The sequence below is a fragment of the Aureimonas pseudogalii genome (assembly GCF_014196835.1).
GTDB lineage: Bacteria > Pseudomonadota > Alphaproteobacteria > Rhizobiales > Rhizobiaceae > Aureimonas > Aureimonas pseudogalii.
Window position 1 is genome coordinate 295,107 of the sequence record NZ_JACIEK010000001.1, and the last position, 16,439, is coordinate 311,545.

16 protein-coding genes, 1 other RNA gene and 1 pseudogene are annotated in these 16,439 nt (G+C 68.7%); 8 read left to right on the top strand and 10 right to left on the bottom strand.

The annotated features are described in order from the left end of the window. Positions 1-10: 10 nt before the first annotated feature. Positions 11-529, bottom strand: coding sequence for a peptide deformylase (gene def, locus GGR04_RS01480; RefSeq protein WP_183197147.1), 519 nt, complete (start codon positions 527-529; stop codon positions 11-13). 100 nt (positions 530-629) lie between these two features. Here def and GGR04_RS01485 point away from each other — a divergent pair, with 100 nt between their 5' ends. Next, positions 630-1,793 (top strand): DNA recombination protein RmuC, encoded by a 1,164-nt coding sequence (locus GGR04_RS01485; RefSeq protein WP_183197149.1) that lies wholly within the window; start codon positions 630-632, stop codon positions 1,791-1,793. Between the two features lie 183 nt (positions 1,794-1,976). Beyond that, positions 1,977-3,431 (top strand): trypsin-like peptidase domain-containing protein, encoded by a 1,455-nt coding sequence (locus GGR04_RS01490; protein ID WP_246392596.1) that lies wholly within the window; start codon positions 1,977-1,979, stop codon positions 3,429-3,431. 83 nt (positions 3,432-3,514) lie between these two features. Here the strand turns inward: GGR04_RS01490 and GGR04_RS01495 are convergent, their stop codons facing one another. Next, a complete protein-coding gene (locus GGR04_RS01495) occupies positions 3,515-3,838 on the bottom strand; it encodes a hypothetical protein (RefSeq protein ID WP_183197151.1) in 324 nt (107 codons plus the stop codon). A gap of 265 nt (positions 3,839-4,103) precedes the next feature. On the opposite strand from GGR04_RS01495, the gene GGR04_RS01500 reads away from it, so the two are divergent. Beyond that, positions 4,104-6,128: a PhoX family protein gene (locus GGR04_RS01500; RefSeq protein ID WP_183197153.1), complete on the top strand. Its 2,025-nt coding sequence runs from the start codon at positions 4,104-4,106 to the stop codon at positions 6,126-6,128. Between the two features lie 58 nt (positions 6,129-6,186). On the opposite strand, the gene GGR04_RS01505 is transcribed toward GGR04_RS01500, so the two are convergent. Both GGR04_RS01505 and GGR04_RS01510 read right to left on the bottom strand, forming a co-directional pair. Beyond that, entirely contained in the window at positions 6,187-7,092 is a 906-nt protein-coding gene (locus tag GGR04_RS01505) for a cation diffusion facilitator family transporter (RefSeq protein ID WP_183197155.1), read from the bottom strand. Between the two features lie 57 nt (positions 7,093-7,149). Further along, on the bottom strand, positions 7,150-8,391 hold the full coding sequence (locus GGR04_RS01510) for a lytic murein transglycosylase (RefSeq protein ID WP_183197157.1): 1,242 nt from the start codon (positions 8,389-8,391) through the stop codon (positions 7,150-7,152). Between the two features lie 113 nt (positions 8,392-8,504). Between GGR04_RS01510 and GGR04_RS01515 the strand changes: the two genes are divergently transcribed. Continuing rightward, positions 8,505-8,873, top strand: coding sequence for a VOC family protein (locus GGR04_RS01515; protein ID WP_183198970.1), 369 nt, complete (start codon positions 8,505-8,507; stop codon positions 8,871-8,873). Between the two features lie 5 nt (positions 8,874-8,878). On the opposite strand, the gene recR is transcribed toward GGR04_RS01515, so the two are convergent. The 3 genes from recR to GGR04_RS01530 all read right to left on the bottom strand — a co-directional run bounded on the left by recR (position 8,879) and on the right by GGR04_RS01530 (position 11,961). Beyond that, the gene (gene recR, locus GGR04_RS01520) at positions 8,879-9,484 is read right to left on the bottom strand and encodes a recombination mediator RecR (RefSeq protein WP_183197159.1); all 606 of its coding nucleotides are present in this window, start codon (positions 9,482-9,484) and stop codon (positions 8,879-8,881) included. 82 nt (positions 9,485-9,566) lie between these two features. Next, on the bottom strand, positions 9,567-9,890 hold the full coding sequence (locus GGR04_RS01525; protein ID WP_183197162.1) for a YbaB/EbfC family nucleoid-associated protein: 324 nt from the start codon (positions 9,888-9,890) through the stop codon (positions 9,567-9,569). Between the two features lie 28 nt (positions 9,891-9,918). Beyond that, the gene (locus tag GGR04_RS01530; RefSeq protein ID WP_446680268.1) at positions 9,919-11,961 is read right to left on the bottom strand and encodes a DNA polymerase III subunit gamma/tau; all 2,043 of its coding nucleotides are present in this window, start codon (positions 11,959-11,961) and stop codon (positions 9,919-9,921) included. Positions 11,962-12,202: 241 nt separating this feature from the next. Here GGR04_RS01530 and GGR04_RS01535 point away from each other — a divergent pair, with 241 nt between their 5' ends. After that, the gene (locus tag GGR04_RS01535; RefSeq protein WP_246392598.1) at positions 12,203-12,811 is read left to right on the top strand and encodes a methyltransferase family protein; all 609 of its coding nucleotides are present in this window, start codon (positions 12,203-12,205) and stop codon (positions 12,809-12,811) included. A 48-nt stretch (positions 12,812-12,859) separates the two neighbouring features. Here GGR04_RS01535 and ffs read toward each other — a convergent pair. Next, positions 12,860-12,956, bottom strand: an RNA gene (gene ffs, locus GGR04_RS01540) — signal recognition particle sRNA small type. Between the two features lie 30 nt (positions 12,957-12,986). On the opposite strand from ffs, the gene GGR04_RS01545 reads away from it, so the two are divergent. From GGR04_RS01545 to GGR04_RS01555, 3 genes are all read left to right on the top strand, one after another. Continuing rightward, on the top strand, positions 12,987-13,415 hold the full coding sequence (locus GGR04_RS01545; protein WP_183197166.1) for an HIT domain-containing protein: 429 nt from the start codon (positions 12,987-12,989) through the stop codon (positions 13,413-13,415). After that, the gene (nudC, locus tag GGR04_RS01550) at positions 13,412-14,407 is read left to right on the top strand and encodes an NAD(+) diphosphatase (protein WP_183197168.1); all 996 of its coding nucleotides are present in this window, start codon (positions 13,412-13,414) and stop codon (positions 14,405-14,407) included. The genes GGR04_RS01545 and nudC overlap by 4 nt, the downstream gene beginning before the upstream one ends. A gap of 130 nt (positions 14,408-14,537) precedes the next feature. Next, complete coding sequence (locus tag GGR04_RS01555; RefSeq protein WP_183197170.1) at positions 14,538-14,684, top strand: DUF1127 domain-containing protein; 147 nt, start codon at positions 14,538-14,540, stop codon at positions 14,682-14,684. 88 nt (positions 14,685-14,772) lie between these two features. Here GGR04_RS01555 and GGR04_RS01560 read toward each other — a convergent pair whose 3' ends face one another. Both GGR04_RS01560 and GGR04_RS23815 read right to left on the bottom strand, forming a co-directional pair. Then, complete coding sequence (locus tag GGR04_RS01560) at positions 14,773-15,663, bottom strand: prephenate dehydratase (protein WP_246392717.1); 891 nt, start codon at positions 15,661-15,663, stop codon at positions 14,773-14,775. A gap of 6 nt (positions 15,664-15,669) precedes the next feature. After that, positions 15,670-16,380, bottom strand: a pseudogene (locus GGR04_RS23815) (3-deoxy-manno-octulosonate cytidylyltransferase); the annotation flags it as partial. Positions 16,381-16,439 lie beyond the last annotated feature (59 nt).

Sequence of the window (16,439 nt, forward strand, 5' to 3'; positions counted from 1 at the left end):
ATACGACCGGTCAGGACGCCACCCGCTTCGAGGCCTTGGTGAACTTGCGGATCACCATGTCGCGCTTCAGCTTGGAGATGTGGTCGATGAACAGGACGCCGTTCAGATGGTCGAGCTCGTGCTGCAGGCAGGTGGCGAGAAGCCCGTCGGCCTCGGTCTCGTGGGTCTCTCCGTCGAGGCCCAGATAACGTAAGGTCACGCTCGCAGGGCGCTCGACCTCGGCGTAATAGTCGGGGATCGACAGGCAACCTTCCTCGTAGACCGAGCGCTCGTCGCTCGCCCGCAGGATCTCGGGGTTGAGGAAGACCTGCGGCGCCTTGGTCTCGTCGTCTTCCTTCGAGAGGTCGATCACCAGCATGCGCAGGGGCACGCCGACCTGCACGGCGGCAAGGCCGATGCCGGGCGCGTCGTACATGGTCTCGAGCATGTCGGCGGCGAGACGCTGCACGTCGGCGTCGACCCGCTGGATGGGGGTGGAGACCTGCCGAAGAACGGGATCGGGAAGGAGAACGAGGGGCTTGACGGTCATGGGCTCCCCCTAGATCGAAGGCCGCAAAGGGTCAATCCGGGTGACGAATGTTCTTGCTTTGATCTGGTCTCGCCCTTGCGAATCCGCTAGGGTCGCGGGCATGGATTTCGCCGCGCTCGCCCCCGTTCTCGACCATGTGCTCTTCGTCGTCTTCGGACACGGGGTCACGTTAGGCGAGATCGCGTTCGCGCTGGCGGTGCTGTGGGGGCTGCTGCGCCTCGCGCGGTCGCTGCGGCACGCCGGCGACGACGAGCCGTCGGGTGAGGAGGAAGCGCGAAGCGAGGCGATCCTGCGCTCGCAGGCCGAACTCGCGGGACGCCTGCAGAGCATGGGCGAAATGCTCGGCGCCAGGCAGGCCGAGCTTGCCCGCAGCGTCGGCGAGCGTCTCGACGGCATGGGCGTCCGCGTCGGGCGGTCCCTGTCGGAAACGCAGGTCCAGACCGGCGAGACCCTGTCGCGCCTCGCCGAGCGCCTCGCCGTCATCGACCGGGCGCAGGGCCAGATCCGCGATCTCGCGGGCGAGGTCGTACGCCTGCAGGACATTCTCTCCAACAAGCAGGCGCGCGGCGCCTTCGGCCAGGGGCGGATGGAGGCGATCGTCATGGACGCCCTGCCCCGTGGCGCCTACTCCTTTCAGGCGACGCTCTCCAACGGCAAGCGGCCGGATTGCGTCATTCCCATGCCGAACGGCGCGCCCTCGCTGGTGATCGACGCGAAGTTTCCGCTGGAGGCCTGGACGGCGTTTCGCGAGGCGGCGTCGGACGAGGCGCGCAGCTTCGCGGCCGGGCGTATGCGGCGCGACATGGAGGTGCACATCCGCGCGATCGCCGAGAAATATCTCCTGCCCGGCGAGACGCAGGACACCGCCTTTCTCTTCGTGCCCTCCGAGTCCGTCTTCGCCGAGCTGAACGAGCATTTCGAGGACGTGATCCGCCGTGCCCACCGCGCCCGCGTCGTGATCGTTTCGCCGTCGCTCCTCATGCTGTCGATCGAGGTCGTGCGCGCCCTCTTGAAGGACCAGCGCATGCGGCAGGAAGCCGGACGGATCCAGAAGGAGGTCGCGCTGCTGGCCGAGGACTTGCAGCGGCTCGACCAGCGGATGGCGTCGCTGAAGACGCATTTCGGCCAGACCGGACGCGACATCGATCAGATCCTCGTCTCCACCGAGAAGCTGATCCGGCGCGGCGAGCGGATCGCACGGGTGGAGGTGGAAGCCGACGAAGCCGACGCTTCACCGGGCGGCATGACCACGCGACTGGGATGATTCGATAAGATGCAGCAAGTTTTCCACAGCCGACCGCAACCATGCTAAAAGAGACCCGCGTCAAAGCTTGACAAATCCTTAAGACGCCGGGATCGAAACCGGCGCCGCCGCATTGTTCGAAAGACGAACGGATATCGGGGGCTTTCAATGCGCAGCGTGGCGACGGCAGTTCTGGCAGGATTGATGCTGTGCGCCTCCCCGGCCGTATTGCCGACCGCCGCGCAGGCGGTGACGACCGATCTGGCCACCGCGTACAACGATAACACGGACGCGGGTTTTCGCGTCGGGTTGCAGACGCGCCTCGCCTGGACGGGCGACTATTCCGGCAAGTTCGACGGACGCATCGGCGCACAGACGCTGCGGGCCATCCGCGATTTCCAGGCGCGCTTCGGCTTCAAGGCCGACGGCGTCATGGACGAGGCGTTCCTGAAGGCCGTCATCGCTCGCTCGGACATTGCGCGCGATGCGGTCGGCTATAAGTTGACGAACGACCAGACCACCGGGGCTCGCCTCGGTCTGCCGCTTTCGCTGGTCGCGAGCGCGGGCGACACGGAAGTCGGGCATATGTGGCGGTCCGCGGATGGAAAGGTCGAGGTCGAGACGGTTCGCTTTGCGGAAGACAGCTACTCGCTGGCCGGCGTCTACGAGGTTCTCTCGACACCCGGACCGTCCAAGACCATTATCTCACAGCAATTGACCGAAACCGGTTTCGACATTCGCGGCGTCGATGCGGGCCGCGAGTTCGTCATCCGCTTCGCGGGCAAGGACAAGGACCTGCGCGGCTTCTCGGTCGCATGGAACGACGACGTCGCCGGGCTGGTCGCACCCTACGTCTCCGTCGCGCTCAACAGCTTCGATCCCTTCGCCGGGCGTCCACGTGAGACCGATATCGGGCCGGTCGCCAAGCTGTTCGAGAGCGGACGCGCCGAAGGCGTGGCATTCGGCGACCATGGCACGGCGGCGCTCGGCAATGGCGCGGACGCCACGTCGCTGACGCCCCCGGCCGCGCCCGGCTTCGACTCGTCGGGCACCGGGTTCGTGGTGTCGAAGGGTGGCTGGCTGCTGACGAACGCCCATGTCGCGAAGTCCTGCAAGACCGTGCTCGTCGGCGATCTCGGCGCGGCGTCGGAGGTCGTGGTCGACGAGGATCACGATCTCGCGCTCATCAAGATCGACGCTGCGCTCGGCAGGCCCCTGTCCATCGTCGCCGGCAAGCCGCGCCTCGGTGAAGACGTGCTGGCGCTTGGCTTCCCGCTTCGCTCGATCCTCGCCGACAGCCTCAACGTGACGCGCGGCAATGTCTCGTCGCTGATGGGCCTGCGCAACGACGCGAACTATCTGCAGATTTCCGCCGCCGTGCAGCCCGGCAATTCCGGTGGTCCGCTGGTCGATCTCGCCGGTCGCGTCGTCGGTGTCGTCACCGCCAAGCTCAACGCGGTGGCCGTCGCCGATCTGACCGGCGATATCCCCCAGTCGATCAACTTCGCCATCCGGCCTGACGCCGCGGCGAAGTTCCTGACCGATCACGGGATCGACTTCCAGAAGGCGGACGCCTCCGCACCGCTTTCCAGCGTTCCGGATGCCACGGCCTCGGTGCAGGAGTCGATCTACCCGATCCTCTGCCTCGGACAGAACTGAGACTTGCAAGACGGTTGAGTGAAAAAGGGGTGGCCCGTCGTGCAGGCCACCCCTTCTGTACGTCTGGTTCGGACTGCTCGCGCTTAACGGCGGACAACGGCCTCGAAGAGCGGGGTTACCGTCACCCTGTCGCCATCGGCGCTCGCGCCGGTCAATGGCACTTCGAGGCGCCGCCCCTTACGCTCCATTACGAGAATGCCGCCGTCGCTCGTATCCGAGCTGCGCTGAACGGCGACGAGCCGGCCGATCTCGCGTTCGTCCGAACTGACGACGGTCTTGCCGATCCAGCCTTGCGTCTCGTCGTTACCGACGCCGGAATCGAGGCTTTCGCTCTCTTCCGTGATGGAGGGCACCGCCGGCTGGACGGCTGTCTGGGCCCGTAGGGGACCACCGGTGGCGGCGAGCAAGGCGAAGCTCAAGGCCGCGATGTGAAGACGTTGCGATGTCATGGTCCGTGGACTCCCGGTTCACGAGATCGGTTCGTCGTGTCCAGCGGATGACGCCGTCGCCGACCACCCCGTTCCGCTGTCACGGAAGTTTCGCAGAGCTGCGCTCGCGCGAGCGCTGCGTCGCCGCCGCGCCTCGACCGGCGAGCGCGCATGTCATCGCGCTGTGACAAAGCTCTCGTATGCGGGGTTTGGAACCCTTCCAGATCCGCAGAGAGCGTCCCCGATGACCGAACTCGTCACCGCCCGCCACGTCTTCCCCACCAGCCGTCTCGAAGACGGCGAGGGAGAGGGCCTCAATCCGACCGCGAACCGGACGATGGGCGAGATCGTGGCGGCGCGCTTCTCGCGGCGCGACTTCCTGCGCGGCTCGCTGGCCGCCACCGCCATCGCCGCGACGGTGAGCCCGCTGGCGCTTCTCTCGGCCGACGAGGCGAAGGCCGAGACGAGCGCGTCGCGCTTCGACTTCCGCGAGGTCGAGGCCGGCATCGACGAGCGCCATCACGTGGCGGAGGGCTACGACGCCGACGTGCTCTTGCGCTGGGGCGACCCGCTCTTCCCGGACAGCCCGGCCTTCGACCCGACGAAGCAGACGCCGGAAGCGCAGGCCCGCCAGTTCGGCTACAACAACGACTATGTCGGCTTCATTCCGCTCGACGGCTCGTCGGAGCACGGGCTGCTCGTGGTCAACCACGAGTACACGAACGAGCATCTGATGTTCCCGGGCATCGTCCAAGTGGTCGAGAAGGCCGACGAGAAGAACCCCGGCAAGACCCTGACGGAGCTGAAGATCGCCGATGCCGACCAAACGCGGGTCGACATCGAGATGGCCGCCCATGGCGGCACGATCGTCGAGATCCGCAAGGTCGCCGGCAAGTGGCAGGTGGTGCGCGACGGCGCCCTGAACCGGCGCATCACGTCCACGACCGAGATGGAGCTGACCGGCTCCGCCGCCGGCGACGCGCGCCTCCAGACCACGGCGGATGCAAGCGGACGCAAGGTCTTCGGCACGATCAACAATTGCGCCGGCGGCGTGACGCCCTGGGGCACCTACATCATGGCCGAGGAGAACATCCACGGCTACTTCACCGGCAAGCTGCCGGAGGGCCATCGCGAGGCCGCCAACTACAAGCGGCTGGGCCTGCCCGAGGGCACCTATGCCTGGGGCCAGTTCCACGATCGTTTCGACGTGTCGAAGGAGCCGAACGAGGCCAATCGCTTCGGCTGGGTGGTCGAGGTCGACGTGATGGACCCGAACGCGGTGCCGAAGAAGCGCACCGCGCTCGGCCGCTTCAAGCACGAGGGCGCCGACAACATCGTCGCCAAGGACGGCCGCGTCGTCTTCTATCTCGGCGACGACGAGCGCTTCGACTACGTCTACAAGTTCGTCACTGCCGGCCGCTACGACCCTGCGAACCGCGCCGCCAACATGAACCTTCTCGACGAAGGCACGCTCCATGTCGCGAAGTTCGAGGAGGACGGCACGATGGAATGGCTGCCGCTCGTCTTCGGCGAAGGCAAGCTCACCGCGGAGAACGGCTTCGCGAGCCAGGCCGACGTCCTGATCGAGACGCGCCGCGCTGCCGACCTCCTCGGCGCGACGCCGATGGACCGGCCCGAGGATATCGGACCGAACGCCGAGAACGGCCGCGTCTACGTGATGCTGACCAACAATTCCAAGCGCAAGGACGACAAGGTGGACGCGGCCAACCCGCGCGCCAACAACGCCTTCGGCCACATCATCGAGATCGCCGAGGACGGCGACGACTTCGCGGCAACAAAGGGCCGCTGGGAGATCCTCCTCAAGTGCGGCGACCCCTCGGTGGCTGCCGTCGGCGCGACCTTCTCGACCGAGACCACCAAGAACGGCTGGTTCGGCATGCCCGACAATTGCGCCGTCGACACCGCCGGCCGCCTGTGGGTCTCCACCGACGGCAACTCGCCGAAGGCGACGGGGCGCACCGACGGGCTCTTCGCCGTGGATACCGAGGGCGCGGCGCGCGGAACCTCGAAGCTCTTCTTCCGCGTGCCGGTGGGCGCCGAGATGTGCGGCCCCCTCCTCCTGCCGGACATGCAGACGGCCTTCGTCGCCGTGCAGCATCCCGGCGATGGCGGCGAGGACTGGGAGGGGTTCGGCCGCCTTTCCTACTACGAGGATCTCTCCACCCGCTGGCCCGACTTCCAGCCGGACATGCCGGTGCGGCCCTCGGTCGTCGTGATCACCAAGCAGGGCGGCGGTCAGATCGCCTGATCCTGCCCGACCGACGAAAGGCGGCGCCGGGATTTCCCTTCCGGCGCCGCATCGCGTTTCACTCCGCCCATTTGGCATCGCCAGTGAAGGCGATGGTCAGCCAGCGGTCGCGCCCCTCGCCGCCGATCGCGGCGCCGACCTCCTCGCGGACCGCGTCGAGCACGGCCACGGAGCCGATGGCGAAATCGGGCGGCAGGATGAAGTGGACCTCGACGAGGCGGGAGCGGCCGGCCTTGGCGACATAGGTGCGCGCGTCGCGAAAGCCGTGTCGGCGGACGGCCGCCGCGGCGACGCCCGCGACATGCCGGTCGAGCTCGGCCGGCGCCACGAGGAAGACGTCCTGCAGGGCGGCCGCCACGGTGCGCAGCGGTACGGGAATGAGGCAGAGCGTCAGCACGGCGAGAATCGTCGGATCGACATAGGGCATGGCCCAGGCGTAGCGCGTGCCCTCCAGCAGCGAGGCCACCACGAAGGCGACGAGCAGCGCAGCGGTGATGGCGCCGGACATGGTCCAGCCCTTGATGTCGAGCGCCACGAACTGCGAGCCGATCGTGCGGTTGGCGCGCCGCCCGGTGGTGATCATCACCGCGCAGATCGCCAGCACGAGAACCGCGTAGACGATCGCCCAGTCGAACACGAGCTCGCGCCCACCGGCGAGGATCGTCGCGACGGCGTTGACGAAGGCGTAGAAGGAGAGGAGCGTCAGCAGTGCGCCGTTGAAGGCGAGCACCATCGGCTCGAAATGCCAGAAGCCCATCTGGAAGCGCCGGCTCGTGTCGCGGGCGATGAGCCGCGCGACGAGGAGCGCCAGCCCCGTCATCGCGGCATCCACCGCCGAGAAGACACCGTCGAAGACGATCGACAGCGAACCCGACAGGATGCCGAAGGCGACGCCGGACGCCCCGACCAGGACGGTCATGGCGATGGAGCGCTTGAGGACGGTTTCTTCGGCTGAGGTCGTCATGCCTGCCGATGTGGAGGCGTCGCCCCGTACGGCAAGGCAGTGCGCCTTCCCCGGTGACTACTTCAACCGAACTGCGAGCTCGCGGGTCGGCCAGCAGTCGGCGTTGAGGCCCGCCTTCTCCTCGTAGGCGCCGATCGAGCGGCGGGTCTTGAAGCCCGCGAGCCCGTCGGTGCCGCCGACGTCGTATCCCCCCGCCTGCAGCCGCTCCTGCAGGCGCGAGACGTCGCCGCGCGTCAGGCCCTTCACCGGCTGCCACGATCCCGCGAAGGGTCCGGCGCCGGCGATGCGGTCGGCGACATGGCCGATGAAGAGGGCGTAGAGGTCGGAATTGTTGTAGGTCTTGACCACGTAGAAGTTCGGCGTCGCGATGAAGCCGGGGCCGAAGCGGCCGGCCGGCATCAGGAGATGGCCTGTGGCCTTCGTCTCGGCGGCGGGAAACGCCTTGCCGGAAACGCGCGTCACGCCGGCGCGCACGAAATCGGCGATCGGCCGCCCCATGTCCGGCCCCTCCAGCGTGCAGGAGACCCCGGCGGGAATCGCCGCCTCGAAGCCCCAGCCGCGGCCCGCCACCCAGCCGGAGAGCTGGAGATAGTGCGCGATCGAGGCGAGCGTGTCCGGCACCGAATTCCAGATGTCGCGGACCCCGTCTCCGTCTCCGTCCACCGCCAGCTCGCGGAATTTCGAGGGCATGAACTGCGGCTGGCCGAGGGCGCCGGCCCAGGACGACTTCATCTGCGCCACCGTGAGGTCGCCGTCCTCGACGATCTTCAGCGCGGCCAGCAGCTCGCCTCGGAACATTTCCTTGCGGCGCGAGAGATAGGCCTTGGTGCCCAGCACCTCGAAGGCGTCGTAGGGGATCTTCGCCGCGCCATAGCCGGATTCGCGCCCCCAGATCGCCAGCACGATCTCGCCGGGCACGCCGGTGCGCGCTTCGATCCGCTTCAACACCGGGCCGTAGGTCTTCAGGAGCACGCGCCCCTTGGCGGCGACGCCCGCGACCTTGGCCTCGTCGAAATAAGCCGACGGGCTCTGGAACTCGGCCTGCCGGTTAATCTCCTCGACCTTCTTCGGCTGGCCGGGCAGTTGCAGGTCGGGCAGCTTGAGGTTGGGCTTCACGCGGCCGAGCGCGGCGTCGAACGTTTGGCGCGACACGCCCTCGGCCTTGGCTTGCGGCCAGATCTCGTCGTTCAGGAAGCGCCGGAAGCCGGCCTCGACGCCGCTCGTTTCGGCCCGTGCCGGAGCGGCCACGCCGCCGGCGAGCGTGGTCAGCGCGAGAAGGGCGAGGGTGATGCGTCTCATCGTTAAAGTCTCCGGCATGCGGCTGTCCTGCCGGAAGGCTAGTGACGAAGACTTGCGCCGGCGTGGTGGCGGCTCGCAGGATCGCTCGCGCAACCCTTCGTGAGGTGTGGACGATGGCGGTTCTGGCGCTCGATCACCTGCAGTTGGCGATCCCGCCCGGCGGGGAAACGCTGGCCCGCACCTTCTACGGCGATCTCCTCGGTCTCGCTGAGATCGCCAAGCCCGAAAGTCTTGCCGGGCGCGGCGGGTGCTGGTTCGTGCTCGGCGCGGTGCAGTTCCGCCTCGGCGTCGAGAACGAGTTCCGGCCGGCGCGAAAGGCCCATCCCGCTTTCGAGGTCGGCGACCTCGCCAAAATGGGCGCACGGCTCACGCGAGCGGGCGCCCCGATCGAAGAGGCCGTCGCGCTGGCGGGCTGGTCGCGGCTCTACACCGCCGACCCCTTCGGCAACCGGATCGAACTGATACAGCGCGTGTCCGGCTGACGCCCTCAGATCTTCGTGCGCGAGCGCATGGCGGCCGAGAGCGTGCCTTCGTCGAGATAGTCGAGCTCGCCGCCGACGGGCACGCCGTGCGCGAGCCGGGTGATCTTCACCTCGAACCCGTCCATCTGGTCGATGAGGTAGTGCGCGGTGGTCTGCCCCTCGACGGTGGCGTTGACGGCGACGATGATCTCGTCGATCCCGCCCTCCGCCACGCGCTCCACCAGCCGGCGGATGGTGAGATCGTCGGGCCCGACGCCGTCGAGCGGCGAGAGCACGCCGCCGAGCACATGGTAAGCCGCGTTCAGGGCCTTTGCCCGTTCCAGCGCCCAGAGGTCGGAAACATCCTCCACCACGATGACGGTGGAGCGGTCGCGCGTGGGATCGGTGCAGATCGTGCAGGGGTCGCGCGAATCGATGTTGCCGCAGTTCGAGCAGATCTTCACGTTCTCGGCCGCCTCGGCCATGGCGTCGCCGAGCGGACGAAGCAGCTGCTCGCGCCGCTTCACGAGATGCAGTGCGGCTCGGCGGGCCGAGCGGGGCCCGAGGCCCGGAAGCTTGGCGAGCAGCTGGATCAGCCTCTCGATCTCCGGGCCGGCGATGGTCTTGGCCATGTCGTGTCGATCTGTCGGGAATGGGCCCTGTCGGCGATGGGCGGGGCCACCCCCAGCCGGCGGCGGCGTTCGAAAGCGGGCCCTAGAACGGCAGCTTCATGCCCGGCGGCAGCTGCAGGCCGGCGGTGAGAGCCTGCGTCTTCTGCTGAACCTCGTCGTCGAGCTTACGCTTGGCGTCGGCATGGGCGGCGACGACGAGGTCTTCGAGAATGTCCTTCTCATCGGGCTTGATGAGCGAATCGTCGATGGCGAGCGAGACGAGTTCGCCCGTGCCCTTCAGCGTTACGGACACGACGCCGCCGCCGGCCTGCCCCGTTGCGGTGGCCTCGGCGATCTCGGCCTGCAGGCTCTGCATCTTCTCCTGCATGGCTTTCGCTTGCTTCATCATGCCCATGATGTCCTTCATGCGGACGGTTCCTCGCGGTTGGTTTCGGTCAGTCGTCGTCGTCGGCAGTGTCGTCGGTATCGGCGTCGGGATCGAAGAGCACGCCGTCGTTCCCCTCCGGGCCCATGTCGTCATCCCCGTCGGGAATGCCAAGGGTGGCGGGGTCGATGTCGTAGCGCTCCGGCAGATCCTCGTCGGCGACTGTCTCGATGGCGCGCGGCGCCGAGATTTCGGGCTCGGGCATCTCCGGCTCGGGCGTCGGCTGGCCGCGAAGGCGCACCTCGCGCACGCTCGCGCCGGGCATCAGCGCCAGGATCGCGGCGACGTCCGGATCGGCCTCGGCCTCGGCGATGAGCTGCGCGCGCCGGGCGGCATCCTCCGCCTCCAGCGTGAGGCCGCCCCCCTCCACCACCGTGACGACCCAGCGGAGCCCCGTCCAGTCGTGCAGGCGCTTGGCGAGATCGCCGGCGAAGGTGACGGGGGCGCCGTCCGCCGGCTGCATCTCGAGCCGGCCCGGCTCGATGCGGGCAAGGCGCAGATAGCGGCGGATCCAGGCCTTCATGCGCGAGTCGCGCTTCTCCGCGGCGAGCGCCTCGAGATCGCGCAGCGAGGTCGGCAGTTTCGCGGTCGCCGCCGCATCGGGTGCGGCCGGACGCGCCGGCGCGGGCTGCACGGACGCGGCCTGCATGCGCGCGCCGAGCGACAGGCCGCCGCCGGTGCCCGCCACCGTGCGCAGCTGCATCGTGGCGCCCGGGCCGGCGGGCGGCGCGGCGGGGCCGGGTGCGGCGCGGGCGTCGACATCACCGTGCGCAGGACCGGCGCCATGGCCGCTGCCGGACGACGGAAGCGACGGCGACGCGCCGCGAACGGGCTCGCCATTCGGCGCGGAGCCAGGAGGCGCGGCGGGCAAGGCCGGCAGGGTGCCCGCCTGCAGAAGGCGCAGGAGATCGTCGGGCGCCGGCAGATCCGCGGCGTAGGCGATGCGGATCAGCGCCATCTCGGTGGCCTGCTTGGGCGAGGCCGCAACGCGCGCCTCCTCGATCGCCTTCAGCAGCATCTGCCAGACTTCCGAGAGCGTGCGCACCGAGAGCCGCGCGGCGAAGTCGCGTCCGCGCTCCACCTCGTCGGGCGAGAGCGAGGCGTCGCCGGCCGTTTCCGGCACGAAGCGCAGCGAGGTCACGAGATGGGCGAAGTCGGCGAGATCGGTGAGCACCACCACCGGATCGGCGCCCGCCTGATACTGCGCGTTCAACTCGCGCAGCGCCCCGGCCCCATCGCCGCGCATCAGGAGCTCGAAGAGATCGACGACGCGCGCCCGGTCGGCGAGGCCCAGCATGTCGCGCACGGTCTGCGTGGAGACGGCGCCCGCCCCGTGCGCGATCGCCTGGTCGGTGAGCGACAGCGCGTCGCGCACCGAGCCCTCGGAGGCGCGCGCGATGATGCGCAGCGCGTCGTCCTCGGCTTCCACCGCCTCGGCCGAGAGCACCCGGCGCAGATGCGCGATCATCACGGCCGGATCGACCCGGCGCAGGTCGAAGCGCTGGCAGCGCGACAGGACGGTGATGGGAACCTTGCGGATCTCGGTGGTGGCGAACACGAACTTCACGTGCTCGGGCGGCTCCTCCAGCGTCTTCAGCAGGCCGTTGAAGGCCTGCGTCGACAGCATGTGGACCTCGTCGATGATGTAGACCTTATAGCGCGCCGACACAGGCCGGTAGCGCACCTGCGCGATGATCTCGCGAATGTCGTCGATGCCGGTGTGCGAAGCCGCGTCCATCTCGACCACGTCGACATGACGCCCCTCCATGATCGCGACGTCGTGGACGCCGGGCTCGATCATGTGGATGCGCGGCTGGTGGATCGTCGCCGTCTCGTAGTTCAGCGCCCGCGCCAAAATGCGCGCCGTGGTGGTCTTGCCGACGCCCCGCACGCCCGTCAGCATCCAGGCCTGGGCGATGCGGCCGGATTCGAAGGCGTTGGTCAACGTGCGCACCATCGGCTCCTGGCCGATCAGGTCGTCGAAGGAGCGGGGCCGGTACTTTCGTGCCAGCACCCGATAGGGCGTCGTGGGCGCGGCGGAGCGGGTGGGCACGTCGTCGGCCATGAGGGGCGAGCGGGTCCTAAGGTCAGGTTCGCGATACGGGCGTCGATCATCGTCGCGCGAACGCGCCCGTCGTCGGCGCGACCCTAGAGCATGCCGGCTTGAGGGGGAACAGCCTGGATGCAGCGGCAGCCGAGCGGCAAGCGCCCGCCATTGCGGCAACGCAATTGCGCGTCATCTCCCGAAGGGTTCCGCCCGCCGCCGGGCGACCCCGCTTTGCAGAGGATGCCTCATGTCGATGTCGCTCAGCCGCTACCAGTCGCGGCGACGCCTCGTGCTGGCCGTCTCGATCGCCATCGCGCTGGCCGCCCTCCTCACCGTCCGCTCGGCCTGGGCCGACGAAGGCCACGAATCGATCGAGGCCATCGGGCTGGGTCTGATCTGCCTCGGCATTCTCGGGCGCATGTGGTGCACCCTCTATATCGGCGGGCGCAAGTCGAAGGAGCTGGTGGATCGCGGTCCCTATTCGATGACCCGCAACCCGCTCTACGTCTTCTCCTCGGTCGCGGCCGCCGGCGTCGGCGCGCAGACCGGCAGCCTCGTCGTGGCGCTTCTCGGCGGCGTCGCGTCGGTCGTCGCCTTCACGATCGTGGCGCGCCGCGAGGAGGCGCATCTCACGGCCGTCTTCGGCACGCCCTACCGCGACTATCTGGCGCGTGTGCCCCGGTTCTGGCCCGCCGTCCGGCTCTATCGCGACCGAGAGCATCTCGACGTTTCGACCGGGCGCCTCTATCGCACGCTCGGCGACGGGCTGGTCTTCCTGCTGGCGATTCCCGTTCTCGAAGGCATCGAGAGCCTTCAGATCGCCGAACACCTGCCGGCGATTATCCGCCTCTACTAGAGAGGCACGATGCCCGGCAGGGCGGCAAGACGAATGAAAAGGGGAAAGGTGGGAGGCTGGCACGATGACCCGTGCCGGATTCGTTGGGGCTGCTTCCTTCCGGACCTGACCCGATTGGCGAGCGGCTCGTCCACCACCAACCTCCCGCCTTCCATATCGTGGAGAAGCGAACCGAATGCAAGACATCTCGAACCCGGACGCGGCCTTCACACTCGATCCGCGCCTCCAGGCCGACACGTTTCCCGTCGCCGATCTCGGCCTCTGCCGCGTTCTCCTGATGAACGACGCGCGCTGGCCCTGGCTGATCCTGGTGCCGCGCCGCCCTGGCATCGTCGAGATCTTCGATCTCGGCGCGGACGATCGCCACCGCCTCGCCGACGAGTCCGCGCGGGTCGCCGCCACGCTGAAATCGCTCGTCTCGGCCGAAAAGACCAACGTCGCGACCCTCGGCAACGTCGTTCGCGCGTTCCATCTTCATGTCGTCGCGCGCTCCGCGGGCGATCCCGGCTGGCCCGGCCCCGTCTGGGGCTTCGGCGCTCGCCTCCCCTACGACGAACCCGCCGCGGAGGCGCGTCTCCGCAGCTTGCGCGAAAGCCTTCGATGACCGCTCCCGATCTCCTGCGCCTCGGCTATGCCCACAATCGCCTGCGGCGCGACGGCGAAACCCGCACCGACGAATCGCTCGCCGAGGCGCTGGCCGAACCGCGGGCGCGCGTCGCCCTGCAGGCCGGTGGCCTCTGGCTCTGCAGGGGGTCGGCGGATGCGCCCGAGCCCTATTTCACAGTCGGCGAAGCGCAGGCGCTTCTCGGATCGGGCGCGGTCGAGCTGCTGCTCGGCCACACCGAAGCGGGCGAGCCGCGTCTTGCCGCCGCACTGCCCAGTGACCGGGCGGAGAGCGGCTCGGAGCCGGACTGGCCGGGCGCCCCGCGCAGCATCGCGGGACACAACGCCTTCGATCTGCGCACCCTCGGTATGCGCGAGCTGCTGGATCCAAGCGTCGAGGGCGAGTTGGCGCAGGCCGCACATCTCCTCAACTGGCACGCCCAGACGCGCTTCTGCGGGCGCTGCGGCGGCGAAACGCGGATCGAGGCCGCCGGCTTCCGTCGCAAGTGCACGCGCTGCGACCATCTCGTCTTCCCGCGCACCGATCCGGTGTCGATCATGCTCGTGCACGACGGCGAGGGCCGCGCCCTCATGGGGCGCCAGCCCCGCTTTCCCGCGCAGCTCTGGTCGTGCCTCGCCGGCTTCATCGAGGCGGGCGAGACACTGGAGGATGCCGTGCGCCGCGAGACGGCGGAAGAGGCGGGCATCGAGGTCGGGGCTGTGCGCTACCATTCCTCGCAGCCCTGGCCGTTTCCGGGCTCGCTAATGATCGGCTGCACCGCACGGGCCTTGACGCGCGAGATCCGGTTCGACGCGACGGAACTGGAGGATTGCCGCTGGTTCGAACGGGCGGAGCTCGCAGACATGCTGGCGGGAACCCATCCGGACGAGCTCGCCGTGCCGCCGCGCTACGCGATTGCCCACCATCTCATCCGAGCCTTCGTGATGCACGAAATAGAGGCAGACAACGCAGAGAAATCAGAGAATGCTTAACGGTGTCTGAACTTCGTCTGCACGGGTCATGCGCAGGCTGCACAACAGACGTGCAGAACTTGCTCTCCTTGTGGGCAGGTCCAAGGCGTATATCCCGGTCACGAAATTCGTTTGAACCGGACACTCCGTCATGATCAATTCCTTCACCAAGCGCCTGCAGTCCTTCCGCAGCCACCGCCGCACGATCCTCGAGCTCACCCGCATGGACGACCGCATGCTCAGCGATATCGGCGTCATTCGCGGCGACATCGAGCGCATGGTCCGCGTCGGCCGCTAAGCGTCGATCCACCGATCCTGCATGAACGAAAAAGCCCCGCATCGCGGGGCTTTTTGCTGTCCCGCTCTTCGCGGCGGGACGCCGCGCCTCACTCGCCGAGAACGGGCGGCACCGGCTCCGGCCGGTCCTGCGAGGCCGGGTAGACGCCGAGGATCGAGACGCGCTTGGAGAAGAAGCGCAGTTCTTCCAGCGCATGGGCGACGCCGACGTCGTCGGGATGGCCCTCGATGTCGGCGTAGAACTGCGTCGCCACGAACTTGCCTTCGAGCTGGTAGCTTTCGAGCTTGGTCATGTTGATGCCGTTGGTGGCGAAGCCCCCCAGCGCCTTGTAGAGCGCCGCCGGCAGGTTGCGGACCTCGAAGATGAAGGTGGTGACGACGCGCCCGCCCTCGTTCGGCGCCCAAAGCGCGCGCTCCTCGCGGCCGCGCCGCGCCAGCACCACGAAGCGCGTGGTGTTGTGCTCGAAATCCTCGACGTTCTCGGCGAGGATCTCCAGCCCATAGAGCTCGGCCGCAAGGCGCGGCGCGAGCGCCGCCACGGCGCGCTCGGGCATCTCGGACACGATGCGCGCGGCGCCCGCCGTATCGCCCGAGATCACCGGCTTCCAGCCGTGACGGCGCAGGATCTCGCGGCACTGGCCGAGCGCATGGATGTGGCTGTGCACCTCGCGGATGTCGGCGAGCGCCGTGCCGGGCTTGGCCATCAGCTGGAAGCGGATGGGCAGAAAGAACTCGCCGACGATCTTGAGGCCGGACACCGGCAGGAGATGGTGGATGTCGGCGACGCGGCCGGCGATCGTGTTCTCGATCGGGATCATCGCCAGATCCGCCTCGCCGCGCGTCATCGCCGCGAAGGCGTCCTCGAAGGTGGCGCAGGGCAGCGGCTCGAGATCGGGATACATGCGCCGGCACGCGGTGTCGGAATTGGCGCCGGCCTCGCCCTGGAAGGCGATGCGCCCGGTGGCGCGAGCGGGCGCCAGGAGATCGCGCGCCTCCTGCAGCTGGTAGGCGGTGTCGACGCCGAGCGGCACGGCCTCCACCAGGGCGGCGTCGATGCGCATCCCGTCTTCGAGCGCGCGCAGCTGCTCCAGCCTCTCGCGCCGCTCCAGCGGCGAGGGCGGCAGCGCCACGAAGCGCTCCAGCGCCGAGCGGCGATAGGCGTAGATGCCGACATGGTGATAGAGCGGCCCCTCGCCGCTCGGCGCGCCCGCCCGGGTGAAGTAGAGCGCCTGCAGGCGCCCCTCGCCCGCCGGCGTTCCCACGAGCTTGACGACGTTGGGATCGGTGCGGTCGGCCTCGTTGGAGATTTTCACGGCCACGGTGGCGATGTCCACCGCAGGGTCTTCGAGCGGGCGCAGCACGGCGCGCACGGTCTCGGGCTCGATCGTCGGCAGGTCGCCCTGGAGGTTGACGATCACCGTCACCTCGCCGTCGGGATCCACGGCCCGAAGCGCCTCGAAGATCCGGTCGGAGCCCGATTCGTGGGTGCCCGCCGTCATCACCGCTTCGAAGCCGGCGGCCACCACGGCGTCGAGGATTTCCTGGGCGTCGGTGGCCACCACGACGCGGCCGATCATCGCGGCCCGCGCGCGCTCGGCCACCCGCACGATCATCGGCGCGCCGTGGATGTCGGCGAGCGGCTTGCGCGGCAGACGCGTGGAGGCCAGCCGCGCGGGAATCAGGACGAGTGTGGACATGACGGGCGGCCTCGATGCGACGGTGGGCGATTTCAGCGATTCTGTGGCCGCGGGACGCT

What these genes read in the sequence shown, in the direction of transcription:
- def (WP_183197147.1), bottom strand. Translation starts at nt 529, where the DNA reads ATGACCGTCAAGCCCCTCGTTCTCCTTCCCGATCCCGTTCTTCGGCAG.
- GGR04_RS01485 (WP_183197149.1), top strand. Translation starts at nt 630, where the DNA reads ATGGATTTCGCCGCGCTCGCCCCCGTTCTCGACCATGTGCTCTTCGTC.
- GGR04_RS01490 (WP_246392596.1), top strand. Translation starts at nt 1,977, where the DNA reads ATGCTGTGCGCCTCCCCGGCCGTATTGCCGACCGCCGCGCAGGCGGTG.
- GGR04_RS01500 (WP_183197153.1), top strand. Translation starts at nt 4,104, where the DNA reads ATGACCGAACTCGTCACCGCCCGCCACGTCTTCCCCACCAGCCGTCTC.
- GGR04_RS01505 (WP_183197155.1), bottom strand. Translation starts at nt 7,092, where the DNA reads ATGACGACCTCAGCCGAAGAAACCGTCCTCAAGCGCTCCATCGCCATG.
- GGR04_RS01510 (WP_183197157.1), bottom strand. Translation starts at nt 8,391, where the DNA reads ATGAGACGCATCACCCTCGCCCTTCTCGCGCTGACCACGCTCGCCGGC.
- GGR04_RS01515 (WP_183198970.1), top strand. Translation starts at nt 8,505, where the DNA reads ATGGCGGTTCTGGCGCTCGATCACCTGCAGTTGGCGATCCCGCCCGGC.
- recR (WP_183197159.1), bottom strand. Translation starts at nt 9,484, where the DNA reads ATGGCCAAGACCATCGCCGGCCCGGAGATCGAGAGGCTGATCCAGCTG.
- GGR04_RS01525 (WP_183197162.1), bottom strand. Translation starts at nt 9,890, where the DNA reads ATGAAGGACATCATGGGCATGATGAAGCAAGCGAAAGCCATGCAGGAG.
- GGR04_RS01535 (WP_246392598.1), top strand. Translation starts at nt 12,203, where the DNA reads ATGTCGATGTCGCTCAGCCGCTACCAGTCGCGGCGACGCCTCGTGCTG.
- GGR04_RS01545 (WP_183197166.1), top strand. Translation starts at nt 12,987, where the DNA reads ATGCAAGACATCTCGAACCCGGACGCGGCCTTCACACTCGATCCGCGC.
- nudC (WP_183197168.1), top strand. Translation starts at nt 13,412, where the DNA reads ATGACCGCTCCCGATCTCCTGCGCCTCGGCTATGCCCACAATCGCCTG.
- GGR04_RS01555 (WP_183197170.1), top strand. Translation starts at nt 14,538, where the DNA reads ATGATCAATTCCTTCACCAAGCGCCTGCAGTCCTTCCGCAGCCACCGC.